This is a genomic window from Pseudomonas sp. A014 (assembly GCF_052378495.1).
Lineage (GTDB): Bacteria > Pseudomonadota > Gammaproteobacteria > Pseudomonadales > Pseudomonadaceae > Aquipseudomonas > Aquipseudomonas machongensis.
Map to the genome: position 1 here is coordinate 5,122,506 of NZ_CP199001.1, position 16,019 is coordinate 5,138,524.

The 16,019-nt window shown below is 65.6% G+C and carries 15 protein-coding genes; 6 read left to right on the forward strand and 9 right to left on the reverse strand.

What is annotated here, in order from left to right; genetic code table 11:
• Positions 1-2: 2 nt before the first annotated feature.
• Genes ACTYOL_RS23870 through ACTYOL_RS23885 form a run of 4 tightly spaced genes read right to left on the reverse strand, consistent with a single transcriptional unit; the run spans position 3 to position 4,615 of the window.
• Positions 3-1,202 (reverse strand): CaiB/BaiF CoA transferase family protein, encoded by a 1,200-nt coding sequence (locus ACTYOL_RS23870; RefSeq protein ID WP_065863036.1) that lies wholly within the window; start codon positions 1,200-1,202, stop codon positions 3-5.
• Positions 1,203-1,222: 20 nt separating this feature from the next.
• Complete coding sequence (locus ACTYOL_RS23875; RefSeq protein ID WP_444757196.1) at positions 1,223-2,572, reverse strand: MmgE/PrpD family protein; 1,350 nt, start codon at positions 2,570-2,572, stop codon at positions 1,223-1,225.
• A 9-nt stretch (positions 2,573-2,581) separates the two neighbouring features.
• The gene (locus ACTYOL_RS23880; protein ID WP_054895253.1) at positions 2,582-3,745 is read right to left on the reverse strand and encodes an acyl-CoA dehydrogenase family protein; all 1,164 of its coding nucleotides are present in this window, start codon (positions 3,743-3,745) and stop codon (positions 2,582-2,584) included.
• A 30-nt stretch (positions 3,746-3,775) separates the two neighbouring features.
• Complete coding sequence (locus tag ACTYOL_RS23885) at positions 3,776-4,615, reverse strand: FAS1-like dehydratase domain-containing protein (protein WP_054895271.1); 840 nt, start codon at positions 4,613-4,615, stop codon at positions 3,776-3,778.
• A gap of 127 nt (positions 4,616-4,742) precedes the next feature.
• On the opposite strand from ACTYOL_RS23885, the gene ACTYOL_RS23890 reads away from it, so the two are divergent.
• Positions 4,743-5,648 carry a LysR family transcriptional regulator gene (locus ACTYOL_RS23890; RefSeq protein ID WP_444757197.1) on the forward strand — a complete coding sequence of 302 codons (906 nt, stop codon included), beginning with the start codon at positions 4,743-4,745 and terminating at the stop codon, positions 5,646-5,648.
• A 141-nt stretch (positions 5,649-5,789) separates the two neighbouring features.
• On the opposite strand, the gene ACTYOL_RS23895 is transcribed toward ACTYOL_RS23890, so the two are convergent.
• From ACTYOL_RS23895 to ACTYOL_RS23905, 3 genes are read right to left on the reverse strand one after another with little or no spacing between them, the layout of a single operon-like run.
• Positions 5,790-6,422 (reverse strand): hypothetical protein, encoded by a 633-nt coding sequence (locus ACTYOL_RS23895; protein ID WP_444757198.1) that lies wholly within the window; start codon positions 6,420-6,422, stop codon positions 5,790-5,792.
• Positions 6,415-7,065: a hypothetical protein gene (locus tag ACTYOL_RS23900; RefSeq protein WP_151925041.1), complete on the reverse strand. Its 651-nt coding sequence runs from the start codon at positions 7,063-7,065 to the stop codon at positions 6,415-6,417. The genes ACTYOL_RS23895 and ACTYOL_RS23900 overlap by 8 nt, the downstream gene beginning before the upstream one ends.
• A 3-nt stretch (positions 7,066-7,068) precedes the next feature.
• Entirely contained in the window at positions 7,069-7,515 is a 447-nt protein-coding gene (locus tag ACTYOL_RS23905; RefSeq protein ID WP_200603047.1) for a hypothetical protein, read from the reverse strand.
• A 177-nt stretch (positions 7,516-7,692) separates the two neighbouring features.
• On the opposite strand from ACTYOL_RS23905, the gene ACTYOL_RS23910 reads away from it, so the two are divergent.
• The gene (locus ACTYOL_RS23910) at positions 7,693-8,637 is read left to right on the forward strand and encodes a helix-turn-helix transcriptional regulator (protein ID WP_125931386.1); all 945 of its coding nucleotides are present in this window, start codon (positions 7,693-7,695) and stop codon (positions 8,635-8,637) included.
• A gap of 132 nt (positions 8,638-8,769) precedes the next feature.
• The gene (locus ACTYOL_RS23915; protein ID WP_054895259.1) at positions 8,770-9,231 is read left to right on the forward strand and encodes a hypothetical protein; all 462 of its coding nucleotides are present in this window, start codon (positions 8,770-8,772) and stop codon (positions 9,229-9,231) included.
• Positions 9,232-9,403: 172 nt separating this feature from the next.
• Here ACTYOL_RS23915 and ACTYOL_RS23920 read toward each other — a convergent pair whose 3' ends face one another.
• Positions 9,404-10,138 (reverse strand): GntR family transcriptional regulator, encoded by a 735-nt coding sequence (locus tag ACTYOL_RS23920; protein WP_197893292.1) that lies wholly within the window; start codon positions 10,136-10,138, stop codon positions 9,404-9,406.
• Positions 10,139-10,262: 124 nt separating this feature from the next.
• Between ACTYOL_RS23920 and ACTYOL_RS23925 the strand changes: the two genes are divergently transcribed.
• From ACTYOL_RS23925 to ACTYOL_RS23935, 3 genes are all read left to right on the forward strand, one after another.
• The gene (locus ACTYOL_RS23925; RefSeq protein ID WP_444757199.1) at positions 10,263-11,618 is read left to right on the forward strand and encodes a class-II fumarase/aspartase family protein; all 1,356 of its coding nucleotides are present in this window, start codon (positions 10,263-10,265) and stop codon (positions 11,616-11,618) included.
• Positions 11,619-11,684: 66 nt separating this feature from the next.
• Complete coding sequence (dctA, locus tag ACTYOL_RS23930) at positions 11,685-12,986, forward strand: C4-dicarboxylate transporter DctA (RefSeq protein WP_054895262.1); 1,302 nt, start codon at positions 11,685-11,687, stop codon at positions 12,984-12,986.
• Positions 12,987-13,001: 15 nt separating this feature from the next.
• Complete coding sequence (locus tag ACTYOL_RS23935) at positions 13,002-14,390, forward strand: class II fumarate hydratase (RefSeq protein WP_444757200.1); 1,389 nt, start codon at positions 13,002-13,004, stop codon at positions 14,388-14,390.
• Positions 14,391-14,584: 194 nt separating this feature from the next.
• On the opposite strand, the gene ACTYOL_RS23940 is transcribed toward ACTYOL_RS23935, so the two are convergent.
• Positions 14,585-16,009 carry a gamma-aminobutyraldehyde dehydrogenase gene (locus ACTYOL_RS23940; RefSeq protein ID WP_444757201.1) on the reverse strand — a complete coding sequence of 475 codons (1,425 nt, stop codon included), beginning with the start codon at positions 16,007-16,009 and terminating at the stop codon, positions 14,585-14,587.
• Positions 16,010-16,019: the final 10 nt, after the last annotated feature.

Below are 16,019 nucleotides of genomic sequence, written 5' to 3' on the forward strand. Positions count from 1 at the left end.
CATCAAACGACACCAGCAGCCGCCAGTCGGGCCTGGTCTTCAGCCGAGAAACCCAGCTCCTCGAGGATCGCCGCGCTGTGCTGCCCCAACCCCGGCACCGGGTCCATGCGCGGGGTAAAGGCGGCATTGCGCCCTGGCGGCAGCAGCGACGGCAGCTTGCCAGCCGGGCTGTCGACCTCGCGCCAGCAGTCCCTGGCCTTGAGCTGCGGATGCTGCCAGACGCCCTGCATGTCGTTGACCCGGGCGTTGGCGATCTGCGCGTCTTCAAGACGTGCCACCACCTCATCCAGCGACAGTTCTGCGAAGCCGTCGATGATGATCTGGCGCAGCACCTCGCGGTTCTCCGAGCGCCGGAAGTTCGCGGAGAAACGCGCATCGCTGGCCAGCGCCGGGTCGAGCAGGACCTTTTCACAGAACAGCTGCCATTCCCGCTCGTTCTGCAGCCCGAGCATGATGGTGCCGCCACCGCCGGTGGGGAACGGCCCATACGGGTAGATGGTCGAGTGCGACGCGCCCGCCCGCGGTGGTGGCGGCGCGCCGTTGTAGGCGTAGTACATCGGGTAGCCCATCCATTCCACCAGGCTCTCCAGCATCGACACGTCGATGCGGCTGCCGATACCGGTCTTGTCACGCAGCAGCAGCGCCGACAGCACGCCGGTGTAGGCATACATACCGGCAGCGATATCGGCGACGGAGCATCCGGCCTTGGCCATCTGCTCGTCACCCGGCCCGCCGGTCACCGAGAGAAAGCCGCCCTCGCTCTGGATCAGCAGGTCGTAGGCCTTCTTCTTCTCGTACGGGCCACCTTCGCCGTAGCCGGAAATATCACAGACGATCAGCCGCGGAAAACGCGCGTGCAGGGCCTCGAACGACAACCCCATGCGCGCCGCCGCACCCGGTGCGAGGTTCTGGACCAGCACGTCGGCCTTGGCCAGCAGCGCCAGGAGGATGTCGTCGGCCTCGTCCTGCTTGAGGTCCAGGGTCAGGCTCTGCTTGGAGCGGTTGGTCCAGACGAAGTGCGAGGCCAGGCCATCGACACGCTGGTCGTAACCACGGGCGAAGTCGCCGCTGCCGGGGCGCTCGATCTTGATCACGCGCGCGCCCAGGTCCGCGAGTTGGCGGGTGCAGAACGGCGCGGCGATGGCATGTTCCAGGCTGACGACAGTGATGCCGTCCAGCGGGCGGGGAGCGGATTGGGTCATGGCAAATTCCTGTTCGGTGTTCAATGCAGGTCCGCCAGCGACTGCGCGTCACGCAGTTGCCAGACGCGCTCGATCAGCGCATGGCCCTCGGCCTCGCTGCGCTGCCCGGCATAGGCCAGCAGGCGCTGGAACTTGGCCTCCAGCTCCGGGCGCGACAGGGTATTGCCGGGGTCGCCCTTGGGTTCGTCGATGGCCGCGCTGAACTGCCGGCCATCGACGCAGCGCACCTCGACCCGACCCAGCCAGCGCGCTGGATAGGCGCCGTCCACTTCGGGGTCCAGTTGCATGCGCACCTTGTCGCGGAACGCGGCGATGCGCGGGTCGGTCAGTGCCAGCTCGCGGAACTCCAGCAACTGCGCGCTGCCGTGCACGGCGATCAGGCCCAGCACTGTGCCCATGGAGAACTTGGCCTGGTGCACGGTGCTCGGCGTGGTCACCCGCCCCAGCACATCGATGGCGCCCTGGTGCACGCGGGTGATGACTTCAGCGATCTGCTCATGGCCCAGCCCCTCGCGCTGCATCAGGTGCAGCAGCGCGTCAGCCGCCGGGTGGGTGTGACGGCACGAGGCGTGGAACTTGAACGAGGTTTCCGCCAGCGCCCAGCGCGTGCCGAGCCGGTCGGAGAGCCGCGCAGGGTCGGCGTCATTGGACATGCCCGCAGCCATGCCCTGGTCACCTTCGAGAATGTTGCGCGCCCCGGTCAGACCATCGGCGGTGAGGTAGGCGGCAAGCAGGCCGTCGGCGGCGGCCTTGGCAGTGTGCAGTTGCTTGGAGTCGGCGGCGTCGCGCAGAAACTCCCACAGGCCGGCGGCCTGGGTGCCGGCGCTGCCGAGCAGGTTGATGAACTGCTCCTGGTTGAAGTCCAGCAGCTTGCCCACGCCCACAGCGGCAGCCAGGGTGCCGACGGTGGCGGTGGTGTGGAAGATCCGATAGTGCGAACGGCCAAGGAATTCGCCGATGCGAATGCCGGCTTCGTAGCCAGCCACCGAGGCCAGCAGCAGGTCCTGGCCGGACTTGCCCAGGTCTTGCGCGGCCGCCAGCACGGCGGAGAACACCACGGTGGCCGGGTGCAGCACGGAGCTGTTGTGCAGATCGTCCTGCTCGACCAGGTGCGAGGCGGCGCCGTTGACCAGCGCGGCGAAATAGGCCGAGGTGCGCCGGCCATTGGTCAGCACCCGCGCACGGCCTGACGAGGGCCCCATGCGCTCGGCGTAACGCTCGAACAGCGGGATCGGGTGCGATCCCTGGCTGGCCAGGGCCGAGCCGAGCCAGTCGAGGAACAGGTCTTCGGTGCGGTCCAGCACGCTGCTGGGGATGGCCTCATAGCGCAGGTCGGCCAGGAAGCTGGCCAGGGCTTGGGTATCACGCATGGTCGCTCCTCAGAAGCTGCGCGGCAGCTCGAGCAGGTGCTCGGCCACGTACGACAGGATCAGGTTGGTGGAGATCGGCGCCACCTGGTACAGGCGGGTTTCGCGGAACTTGCGCTCGACGTCGTATTCGTTGGCAAAGCCGAAGCCGCCGTGGGTCTGCAGACAGGCATTGGCCGCTTCCCACGAGGCCTTGGCCGCGAGGTACTTGGCCATGTTCGCCGCCGCCCCGGCGTTGGCGCCGCTGTCGTATTCGGCGCAGGCGCGCCAGCGCATCAGGTCGGCGGCCTCGATCTCGATATGGGCCTCGGCGATTGGGAACTGCACCCCCTGGTTCTGCCCGATCGGGCGACCGAACACCACGCGGTCGCGGGCGTACTGGCTGGCCTTTTCGACGAACCAGCGCCCATCGCCGATGCACTCGGCGGCAATCAGCGTGCGCTCGGCGTTCAGGCCGTCGAGGATGTAGCGGAAGCCTTTGCCTTCCTCGCCAATCAGGCTGCTGGCCGGGATTTCCAGGTTGTCGAAGAACAGCTCGTTGGTCTCGTGGTTGACCATGTTGGCGATCGGCTGCACGGTCAGGCCGTTGCCGATCGCTTCACGCAGGTCGACCAGGAAAATCGACATGCCTTCGGATTTCTTCTTCACCTCCGGCAGCGGCGTGGTGCGCGCCAGCAGGATCATCAGGTCCGAATGCTGCACGCGCGAGATCCACACTTTCTGCCCATTGATCACGTACTTGTCGCCCTGGCGCACGGCAGTGGTCTTGATCTTGGTGGTGTCGGTGCCGGTGGTCGGCTCGGTAACGCCCATCGACTGCAGGCGCAGCTCGCCACTGGCAAGCTTGGGCAGGTAGAAGCGCTTCTGCTCGTCGCTGCCGTTTCGCAGCAAGGTGAACATGTTGTACATCTGCCCGTGGATGGTGCCCGAGTTGCCGCCACAGCGGTTGACCTCCTCGAGAATCACCGACGCCTCGGCCAGGCCCAGGCCTGATCCGCCGTATTCCTCGGGGATCATCGCCGACAGCCAGCCGGCATCGGTCATGGCCTTGACGAAGGCTTCCGGAAAACCTTTTTCTTCATCGATCCGGCGCCAGTATTCGGCGGGGAATTCGGCGCACAGGGCGCGCACGCCCTCGCGGATGGCATTGAGGTCATCGCTGTCGTAGCTGTGCATGTGTGGACTCTCTGCGAAGGCTTGAGGAGGTCAGTCGAAGGTCACTTCGGCACTCTGTGCGGTGCCGTCGGCGTTACCGGCCCACAGGCGCGCCTTGCCAGGTGCCTCGATGCAGCCACTGACCTGGAACGCTGCTGGCAGGGTCAGCGGCCGCACACCGCGGTAGGCGAAGTGGCGCACGGGCTTGTCGGGGTGGGCCCGCACGAAGGCGCGCAGGTTGAGGGTGGCGATCATCGGGCCATGCACCACCAGGCCGGGGTAGCCTTCGGTCTCGGTGACGTAGGGGTGGTCGTAGTGGATGCGGTGGCCGTTGAAGGTGATCGCCGAGTAGCGGAACAGCAACGTCGGCGTCGGGGTGATGGTTTCGCTCCACTCACCCACCTCGCTCGGCGTGCCGCTGCCGCGCTTGGGCGGATTGGGCTCGCGGTAGACGATGTCCTGCTCCTCGCGGATGCACAGGCGGCCGTCCTGGGAGTAGTCGTGGCGCACGGTGACGAACAGCAGTGCGCCGGTGCGTCCGTGCTTTTCCTCGATGTGCAGGATGGTCGACAGGCGGTGGGCTTCACCGCCGACTTTCAGCGGCGCGATGAATTCGACCCGCCCGCCAGCCCACATGCGGTTGCGGTTGTCGGCCGGTGGCAGGAAGCCGCCACGGGCAGGATGACCGTCGCTGCCCAGTTGCGACTCTGGCAGCGGCTCCTGGAAGAAGCACCAGGTCCACAGATGCGGCAGCGCATCACCATGGCCTGGCGCGGCCTCACCGAAGGTCGCGGCAATGCGCTTGACCAGGTTGCGGCTGAGCACATCCCAGGCCTCTTCGGTGCGGCCGATCCAGGCGCTGAAGTCGGTGGGCGAAGTCGAAGCAGTCATGAGCATGGGGCCTCTGCATTTGTTGTTATGGGCCGATCATGCGAGGCGCCCGGCATTCTGTGAATTTGCATTTGCGTAAACCAGCGTTCATAAATGCCGAACGCCTCTGCTACGACAGGACTCCCCCATGCACTTCGACCTGGCTGACTTGCGGCTCTTCATCCACATCGGCGAATCGCCGAGCCTCACCCAAGGTGCGCGCCGTGCGTTTCTCTCCCCCGCCGCAGCCAGCGCGCGGATCAAGGCCCTCGAGGCGCAGCTCGACACCCGCCTGCTGTACCGCGACAGCCGTGGCGTGGAGCTGACGCCCGCCGGTCAGAAACTGCTGACCCATGCGCGCCTGATCATGCGTCAGGTGGAGTACCTCAAGGCCGAGTTCACCCAGTTCGGCACCGACTCGGCCGGGCACATCCGCATCTTCGCCAACACCACTGCGGTGACCGAGTTCCTGCCCGAAGTGCTGGCCGGGTTTCTCGCCCAGCGGCCTGGAGTGACGGTCGATCTGCAGGAGCGGCTGTCACGCGATATCGTGCGCGGGGTGCTCGATGGCAGCAGCGACATGGGTATCATCGCCGGGCCCGTGGAGGCGGCCGGGCTGCAGGTGATGCGCTTCAGTACCGACCGGCTGGTGCTGATCGTGCCGGCCGGTCACGAGCTGGCGGGCCGCAAGCAGGTGACGCTCAAGCAGACCCTGGCCTACCAGCACATCGGCCTGCATGACGGCAGCACCTTGCTGACCTTCTTGCGCGATCACGTCGAGCGTATTGGCCAGAGCCTGGCGCTGCGGATCCAGATGTCGAGCTTCGAGGCGATCTGCCGGATGGTCGAGGCCGGCGTGGGGATCGGGATCATCCCCGAGTCTTCGGCGGTGCGGCACAGCCACACCATGAACCTGGTGACCATCGAGCTGGATGAGCCGTGGGCGGTGCGTGAGCGCAGCATCCTGGTGCGCGAGCTGGATGCGTTACCGGGCACGGTACGGGCGTTGATCGCGACCTTGATGCCGGCCGGCCAAACGACACAGCCTGTGTAGGAGCGCAGGTCCCTGTGGGAGCGGCGGTTCGGCGCCCCGACTTGCCCGCGAAAGCAACACCGCGCTGCATGGCACCGGCTACGCCGGTGATCGCGGGACAAGTCGCAGCGGCGAACCGCCGCTCCCACCGGGATTGGGCAGTCAGGGAAGCTCACCCAACTGCCCCAGCGTACGCCGCGCCTGCGCCGCTTCCATGCAGACATACAGCCGGTCGGTCAGCGCCTGCAGATCGACGCGTCGCCCGTCCACCACCGGCGTGCACAGCCACAACTTCACCCGTAAGCCACCGGCCACTGGCCACGCATCCGGCGCCACCAGTGACTTGAAGCAGGCCGGCGCGAGCTGCGGCGCACGGCTGATGGCTGCCAGCGAAAACACCAGCGTCATGCTCAGGTGACGCTGGTCGATTTCGAACCCATCGAAACAGGACAAGGGCGTCGGCGCGTGCGAGTTGGCGAACAGCACAGAGTCGTCAGTCACACTCAACACACACTTGCCATGTCGGCGGCGCAGCCCCTCGGCGAGCGCCAGCCCAGCCATGCCGGCAACCAGCAACAGCACGCCAGGCCCCCACAGCAACCAGTGCCCGGATTGCATCTGCCACTGCGCAGGCAAACTGGCCAGCCAGCCGCCGACCAACACCAGCGAAAACGCCAGCAACGCACAGGCCAGCGCCTTGCCACGCGACGATTCGTGCAGCGCCCATGGCTTGCAGGACTCCTCCGCGTGAGCCCTGAGCCAGGCCAGCAAGGTTTCCCGGTCGGTGTCAGCCATGAACCTGCAGGGCATCCAGTTGCTGCTGTGCACAGGCGGCGTCGCGGTAGGCACCCAGCAGCGCAGCGATTTCGTCGCAGTCCAGCTTGCGCCCACCGGTCATCAGCCCGGCAGAGTGGATGCGTACATGCGGCTCGGGTTTGTTCAGCGCCATGGCCTGGTTGCCGAATACCTGCAACCTCGCCACATGGTGCGTGGGCAGATGGGCGTGAGAGTCGAGCGTGAGTTTCTGCAGGGTCAGCAGCCCTTCGTCCTTGACCAGGATGTCCTGCACCTCGGCCATTTCGATCGGCGCATCGAGCGTATCGACGAACAGCTGACGACGGGTCAGGCGCATGAACACCTGCTTGCCCGCGTCCCGGTGCTGCCAGGTGACGAGCAGGGAAAACACGACCAGGAAGCCAGCGCATACCGTCAGCCCGGTTCGCCCCATGTTGATGGCCATCGCCAGCATGCCCAGCGATACCAGCAACATGATCGGGCCCCACAGCTTGTAGCGTCGGGAGTTGGTGAATTCGGTCTGCTCAGGAACTCGCTCGATCATCAGACGCAGTTCGGCGATCACGCGGTCGCGCTGGGCCGCTCGGGACTGGCCGTACTCATCGGGAGAAAGGGAGGGATCAGGGTGTTGTGGCGTGGTCATGGCTTACTCGTTACGGGCATTGAGGTAATCGGTCAGGAACGCCTGGGCGTTACCCTGTTCGGACAGGGACTGCGAGTAGCCGATCTTCAGCGCCTGGGCTTCGCCCGGCAGGTACAGTTCGCTGGCGCTCCAGCTGTCCGAACCCTGGATCACCAGTGCAGCGAACTTTTGGCCGTCGATCGTGGTGTAGTAGCGGGTCAGCTTGTCGGTCTTCTCGACTTTCATCTTCTGGATGCGCATGTTCCAGTCGTGGTCGACGCCCTCGACCTGCACCAGCGCCTCGTTGGCGCTGCGCTCACCGATACGCAGGGTCCAGACCTTCACGCCCTGCTCGCCGGCATACGCCACGACCTTTTCGGCCACCGATGGACGCTCCTCGGCCTGGGCCATGGCGCCCACAAGCGCCAGCGCTGCGACCATGCCGGCCGCCCATCTGCGATGAATCGACATACTGCTTGCTCCTCGAAATTCTGGGGCCTTGTATTGAAAGGGGCATGGGCCAGCCTGCCAACCGGCCTGGCCGCTGCGCACAACAAACAGGCCGTCGCGCACAACGGCTGACGCCCGAGGCGTGTTCGCGTTAACATTCCGCCACCCGCCACGACACCCTATGGACAGGCTTGGCAGATGGAACGCTGGACCCCTTACCTGGACATGCAGTTCAGCTTCGACCGCCCTGGCTCGCTGGCCCAGGCGGGCGTCCTCGACAGCGCCGCCAGCCACGTCATGGGCAGTGCGATCGGTCATTACCGCGCCCACACCGTGCGTGCGCACCTGCAGTACTTCGACTGCGACCTGCAATTTCCCGAGCCGCTGCGCATCCACAAGGTGTTGCCCGACAGCCTGTGCCTGGTGCACATGCTCAGCGGCCAATGGCAGCACCGGGTCGACGGCCAGCTCAACCACTACCTCACCGGCAAGACCTATGCGCTGGGCCTGAGCGAGCACATGGAAGCCTTCGACCAGTTGCCCGCCGACAGCCACGCGCGCATGGCCGGGTTGCGCGTCGGTGCCGACTATCTGCGCGAACTGGCCGAGGAAGATCCGCACCTGCAATCCTTGATCGGGTTGCTCGACGACGGCATGAAATTCACCGATTTCGAACGCTGCCCGGCGCTGGGTCGCCTGCTGCAGCAGCTCTACCATTCGCCCTACCACGGCACGCTCAAGCGCCTGCACCAGGAAAGCCTGAGCCTCGCCGTGCTGGTGGAACTGGCCACGCACCTCGGCAACCGCCCGCTGGCGCCTGCGCCGACGGTTCGCGGCCAGCGCGACCTGGCCCATGAGGCGCGGCGCCTGCTCGACCTGAACCTGGTCGACCCGCCCGGCAGCCTGGCGCTGGCCCGACAGCTAGGGGTGGGCGAAACCACCCTGCGCCGCGCCTTCGCCAAGGTGTTCGGCCAGTCGATGCTGCAGTACCTGCGCCAGCAGCGCATGGAGCTGGCCCGCACGTTGTTGCTGCAACGCAAATGGCAGGTGGCACAGATTGCCTATCGCCTGGGCTATGCCAACCCGGCCAATTTCAGCAACGCCTACAAGGCCTACCACGGGCATCCGCCGGGTATGGAGTGATCGCCTGCGCTGTGAAAGCTGTGAGCTGTTGTGAATCGTTGTGAAGCCTCACAATACTAGCCAATTGCCCATGCTACCGTCCGGAGCCGTCATCAAGACGACCCCTTCATTTCCGTTTCGGGAGCAGCGCCAATGTCTACCATCACCCCCGCTGGTAGCGGGTCCAACACTCCAAAAGCCTCGAGCTCAGCCTTCGACAACCGCCTGGACACCGCCAAGTCGAGCCAGGTGATCGCCGATTACATGCGCCAGACCGGCAAGTCGGCCATCACCAAGGACGAACTCGACAAGCTGGCCGACAACAAGTCAGGCAACGTGCCGGCCAATGTGTCGGATGCGGCGAAATACATGCAGCGCCACCCGGATGTGTTCACTGCCATCGAAACCCATGACGTACCCGGCGCCGACAACCTGTCCGGGGTGTGGAACTTCGACTGGGCAGCCAAGGGCGGCCTGGCCGGCACCCCGACCGACGCCATCGCCAAGATGCAGGACACCTTCGACCTGGCGATCGAAAAGTCGGCGAAGATCACTGAAGTGACGACAGGCAAGAAAGCCGAGCTGGATGCGACCAAGCAGCGGCCGAGCAACTGATTCAAGGGCTTTGGTGGTTTGGCCGTTCAGTGCCACTCCAGATTGGCTCCCAATACCCTGTGGGAGCGGCGGTTCGCCGCTGCGACTTGTCCCGCGAACACGGGCGTAGCCCGTGCCAGGCAGCGCGCTGTCTTTTTCGCGGGCAAGCCCCGCTCCCACAGGGTCAACACTGTCACCGCTGCGCACGGGTCATGTGCATCACCAGCTTGAAACGGTCGCGCGGGTAGACCGTCTCCGACACCGAGATGATCTCGCCATCCTGGTCGCGGTACTGGCGAATGATGTTCAGCCCCAGATCCCCGCTGGGCGCCTTCAGGCTCGCACTGAGCTCCGCAGTGAGCTGCACCGGGCTCACTTCCTGATCCACCGCCTCGATGCTCTTGGCAAACGCCTTGCCGATCAGGGCAGCGATCAGCTCGCCCGGATGGGCCTCGGCCTCGGACACCACGTCGGCGAAGCGCTGCTCGGCATATACATCCGTCCAGCACAGCGGATAACGATGCTCGCCACTCTCGACCTTGATGCTCGACACGCAGAAATAATGCCCCCCTGGCGTCAGCCCAAGTCGTCTGGCCAGCGCGATGTCCGCCACGAAATGGCGCACCCCCTGGATCTCCCGCACATGCGATTCGGCCACCTGAACCAGGTCGGTGATCGAATCGATCGCTTGTGAGTAACCGCTGCGCGGCGCTGCCGCCTCGACCCGGGTGCCGACCTTCCGTCGCCTCGACACCATCCCCTGACCCTGCAACTGATCGATCGCCGCACGCACGGTGTGCCGCCCCACGCCATACAGGTCGCACAGCTCAAGCTCGGTGGGCAGCAGCGAGCCGACCGGGTGATCGCCCCGGGCAATCTTGTCGGTGAGGTCTCTGGCGATATCGGTGTAGCGGCCGCGGGTGCTCATTCAAGGCTCATGTTCACGGAAGGCGAAGGCTTGACAGTGTATCAAATGTGGCAGACCATTTTGTTCGGATGTATTAATTAAGTTCGACTAAAAACGAACAAATACCGAACAAAAAGGATCCGCCATGTCCACCACCGTCTTCGACTCCTCCCTGTTCCGCGACATGTTCGGCACCGCCGAAATGCGCGGAGTGTTCTCCGACCAGGCGCTGATCGAGCGTTACATCGAAGTCGAGGTCGCCCTGGCCCGTGCCGAGGCGCGCTGTGGCGTGATCCCCGCCGCCGCTGCCGAGCAGATCGCCGCCAAGGCCACCTACGCCTCGCTCGACCTGGCTCTGATGCAGCACGAGACCGAGATCGTCGGCTACCCGATCCTGCCTCTGGTCGAACAACTGTCGAAGACCTGCGGCGAAGCCGGGCGCTACCTGCACTGGGGCGCCACCACCCAGGACATCATGGACACCGCCGTGGTGCTGCAGGTGCGCGCCGCACTGGCCATCGTCGAGCGCGACATCCTCGCCGTGCGCGGCCTGCTCGCCGGGCTCGCGCAGCGCTATCGCGACACCCCCATGGCCGGCCGCACCCACCTGCAGCATGCCCTGCCGATCACCTTCGGCTACAAGTGCGCGGTCTGGCTGAGCATGTTCGACCGCCATGCCGAACGCCTGGTCGAGCTGCGTCCACGGGTTGAAGTGGGTCAGTTCGCGGGCGCCGCAGGCACCCTCGCCTCCCTCGGCGACAAAGGCCTGGAAGTGCAGGAGGCGCTGATGGCCGAGCTTGGCCTGAACGTGCCGCAGGCCACCTGGCACGTGGCCCGCGATGGCCTGGCCGAGGCCCTTAACTTCCTGGGGTTGGTCACCGGTTCGCTGGGCAAGGTCGCGCTGGACGTGATGATGATGATGACCAGCGAGCTGGGCGAGGCCTACGAGCCCTTCGTCAAAGGGCGTGGCGCCAGCAGCACCATGCCGCAGAAGCGCAACCCGATCTCCTGCGAACTGATGTACGCCGCCGCCAAGGGTGTACGCCAGCAAGCCGGACTGATGCTCGATGCGATGATCCAGGACTTCGAACGCTCCACCGGTCCTTGGCAGGCCGAGTGGATCGCCATTCCCGAAGCGTTCGCCCTCACCGCCGCCTCGCTGGGCCAGGCGAAATTTATGCTTGCCGGCCTTGAAGTGCGCACCGAACGCATGCGCCAGAACCTCGACATGACCCGCGGCCTGATCGTTGCCGAGGCGGTGATGATGGGCCTCGCGCCGGAGCTGGGCCGCCAGGTGGCCCACGATGTGGTGTACGCCGCCTGCCGCGTGGCCAACGACGAGAACGTCAGCCTGCTCGATGCGCTGCTGCGCGATGCCGAGGTCCGCGCCCGCCTGCCGCGTGCCGAACTCGAGCGCCTGACCGATCCGGCCAATTACCTGGGCCTGGCACCGCAGATGGTCGACCGCGCCCTGGAACGCCCCGGCCGCGTGCCACGTTGATGCAAGACGCGGGCTCACCCGGGCCCGCGGGGTTTTCTCGACAACGACAACAATGAGAATTCGACCATGTCATCTGCACCCGCAAAACCGTTCTACCGCGACCTGACCTTCCAGGTCGTCGCTGCCATGCTGATCGGCATCGCCTTCGGCTTCATCGCCCCGGAGCTTGCGGCCAAGTTCAAGATCCTCGGCGACATCTTTCTCAAGCTGATCAAGACCGCCGTGGCGCCACTGGTGTTCTTCACCGTGGTCCACGGCATCGCCTCGGCCGGTGATATCCGCCGCGTCGGCAAGGTCGGCATCCGCGCGCTGATCTACTTCGAGGTGGTCTCCACCCTCGCCCTGGCCATCGGCCTTGGCTGGGGCAACCTGATCGACATCGGCTCGGGAATGCACGATGCCCACCCCAACAGCGCCACCTCGGCGGCCGCAGCGGCAGCCGTTGCCAAGGGCCACGCGCCGCAATCGACCCTGGACTTCATCTACGGCATCTTTCCTGACAACTTCGTCGGGGCCTTCGCCGGTGGCCAACTGCTGCAAGTGCTGGTGATCTCGGTGCTGTTCGGCTTCGCCCTGCTGGCCCTCAAGGCCGAGCGCCGGGCAGTGGTCGAGGACGGGCTGAATCGCGTCTCGGAGTGTTTCTTCGAGTTCATCAACCTGATCATGAAACTCGCCCCGCTGGGCGCCTTCGGCTCGGTCGCCTACGCCGTGGGCAGCAATGGCACCGCGGTGCTGATGTCGCTGGCCAACCTGGTGCTGATGTTCTACGTCGCGGTGCTGTTCTTCATCTTCGTGGTGCTGGGCGCGGTGTGCCGGATCAGCGGGTTCAGCCTGTGGCGCTTCCTCACCTACATCAAGGATGAAGTGTTCATCGTGCTGGGCACCGCCTCGTCGGAAAGCGCCCTGCCGCGCCTGCTGCAGAAGCTCGAGAAGTTCGGCTGCTCCAAGCAGAGCGTGGGGCTGGTGCTGCCCACCGGCTATGCCTTCAACCTCGATGGCACCTCGATCTACATGTCGCTGTGCGTGCTGTTCATCGCCAACGCCTATGGCGTGCCGCTGAGCTGGGAGCAGCAACTGGGCATCATCGCCATCATGCTGGTGACCTCCAAGGGCGCGGCGGCAGTGTCCGGCGGCAGCTTCGTGGTGTTCGCCGCCACCGTGACCGCCATCGGCCACCTGCCGGTCGAGGGCCTGGCATTGCTGTTCGGCGTGTACCGCTTCATGTCCATGGCCATCGCCACCTGCAACACCATCGGCAACAGCATCGCTACCGTGGTGGTCGCCAAATGGTCGGGCGAATTCTCCGAGCAGCAGGCCCAGGGCGAGTACCAGCGAGTGCTCGGGCGCAGCGCTGCGGCGCCACTCTGAGCCATGGAGAACGACATGCAGAACGTTCGTATCGAACACGACGCCTTCGGCCCGGTGCAGATCCCCGAAGACAAGTACTGGGGTGCCCAGACCCAACGCGCCATCGGCGTGTTCGGTGCCGGCCGCGAGCAGTTCCCGCCGGTCCTGCTGCACGCCTTCGGCCAGCAGAAACTGGCCAGCGCCCGTGCCAACCGGCGCCTGGGCGCGCTGGATGCGGGGCTGGCCAAGGTGATCGAGCAGGCCGCGCAAGAACTCGCCGACGGCCACTTCGACCGCCATTTCCCGCTGACACTGTGGCAGACCGGCTCTGGCACCCAGACCAACATGAACGCCAACGAGGTGATCGCCAACCGTGCCAACCAGTTGCTAGGGCAGGCGCTGGGCACCAAGGCGCCGGTGCACCCGAACGATCACGTCAATGCTTCGCAGTCGTCCAACGACACCTTCCCGACGGTGATGCACCTGGCCACCCGCGTTGCCCTCGGTCGCGACCTGCTGCCGGCGCTTGCTCACCTGCACGCCGAGCTGCAGGCCAAGGCCCGACAGTGGCATGACGTGCTGAAGATCGGCCGTACCCACCTGATGGACGCGGTACCGATGACCATGGGCCAGGCCTTCGCCAGTTTCGCCGCGCAGATCGCCCACGGCATCGAGCGCGTGCAAGGCTGCCTGCCACGGCTCGACAGCCTGCCCCAGGGCGGCACGGCGGTAGGGACCGGGCTCAACACGCCGCCAGGCTTTGCCGAGGCTTTTTGCGAAGAGCTGTCGCTGATCACCCAGACCCGCTTCACCGCCAACCCGTGCAAGTTCGAGGGCATGGGCACCCACGACGTGTTCGTCGAGGTATCGGGAGTGCTGAACGTGCTGGCGGTGTCGTTGACCAAGCAGGCCAATGACATCCGCCTGCTCAGCTCCGGCCCGCGCTGCGGGCTGGGCGAGCTGGTGGTGCCTGATGACGGGCTGACGTCTTCGATCATGCCCGGCAAGCGTAATCCGACCATCGCCGAGGTCCTGGCCCAGGCCTGCATGCAGGTGATGGGCAACCACACCACGGTGTCGGTGGCCGGGGCCTCGAGCCTGTTCGAGTTGAACGTCGCCAAACCGGTGATCATCCACAACGTGCTGCAGTCGATCAGCGTGCTGGCCGAGAGCGTGACGATCTTCACCGACAAGCTGCTGGCGGGGCTGGAGGTGAATCACGCGGTGCTCGCGCGCAATGTGGAAGGCTCGCTGCTGCTGGCCACGGCCTTGAACCCGGTGCTGGGTTACGACCAGGTGGCGCGCATTACCCGCAAGGCGGCGGACGAGGGGCTGACGCCCAAGGAAGCGGCGGTGGCGCTGGGGCTGTTGACGGCGCAGGAGTACGACGCGTACGTCAGGCCGCAGGAGATGGTGGGAGGCTGAGGTGCGGGGCAAGCCCGCACCCTGTAGGAGCGGGCTTGCCCCGCGATGAATTCACCACGGTGTATCGGCCAGGGCTTCGCCCTGGTTCGCGGGTGAATCCGCTCCCACAGGTTCATCACTGCTTTCGACAACGGCGCGTTGCCACACCCACAGTAAACCGCAGGCTTTGAGAACAGCGATGAACCCAACGCCGATCAGTGCTTGATCATCACATGCCGAATGGCCGTGTAATCCTCCAGCCCATACATCGACATGTCCTTGCCATACCCGGACAACTTCACCCCGCCATGGGGCATCTCGCTGACCAGCATGAAATGGGTGTTCACCCAGGTGCAGCCATACTGCAAGCGCGCCGCCAGCCGGTGCGCGCGGCCAATGTCCTGGGTCCAAACCGACGACGCCAGCCCATAGTCCGAGTCGTTGGCCCACTCCAGCGCCTGGGCCTCGTCGCTGAACTCGGTCACCGACACCACCGGCCCGAAGATCTCGCGCCGCACCACTTCATCGTCCTGCTGCGCGCCGGCCAATACCGTCGGTTCGAAGAAGAACCCCGCCCGGTCGGCTCGCTTGCCGCCAGTGGTGACCTGGATATGCGGCACCTGCCGCGCCCGCTCGACGAAACCGCTGACACGCTCCAGGTGCTGCTGGGTAATCAGCGGCCCCAGCTCGGTCTCGGGATCGTTCTGCTCGCCAATACGAATGCTCGCCACCGCAGCCGTGAGCTTGTCGACGAAGGCCTGGTATACACCCTTCTGCACATACAACCGGCAGGCCGCCGTGCAGTCCTGCCCGGCGTTGTAGAAGCCGAACGCACGGATACCTTCGACGGCGGCATCGATGTCGGCATCGTCGAAGATGATCACCGGCGCCTTGCCGCCCAACTCCATGTGCATACGCTTCACGGTATCGGCGGTGCCGGCGATGATGCGGCTGCCGGTCGCCACGGAGCCGGTCAGCGAGACCATGCGCACCTTGGGATGGGTCGTCAGCGGCTCGCCCACGCTCGGGCCTCGGCCGAACACCAGGTTGACCACACCCGCCGGGAAGATGCCCGCCATCAGCTCGCCCAGGCGCAGGGCCGTCAGCGGCGTCTGCTCGGACGGCTTGAGCACCACGGTATTGCCCGCCGCCAAGGCCGGGCCAAGCTTCCAGGCGGCCATCATCAACGGGTAGTTCCATGGTGCGATCGACGCCACCACACCCACCGGGTCGCGGCGGATCATCGAGGTGTGCCCCGGCAGGTACTCACCCGCCGCCGAGCCCTGCAGCACACGGCTGGCGCCGGCGAAGAAGCGGAACACATCGGCGACTGCCGGCAGTTCGTCGTTCAACGCAGCCTGATAGGGTTTGCCACAGTTGTTCGACTCCAGCCGCGCCAGTTCCTCGGCGTGCGCATCGATGGCATCGGCCAGCTTGAGCAACAGCAGCGAGCGATCCTTGGGGGCGGTCTGGGACCAGCCTTCGAACGCCGCATCGGCTGCACGCACGGCGATGTCGACCTGGGCCGGCGTGGCTTCGGCAATTTCCACCAGGGTGGTGCCGAGCGCCGGGTTGAGCACGGCGAGCGACTCGCCTTCACCGGCGACCAGTTGGCCGTTGATGAGCAGTTTGGTTTGCATGAAGCGCTCC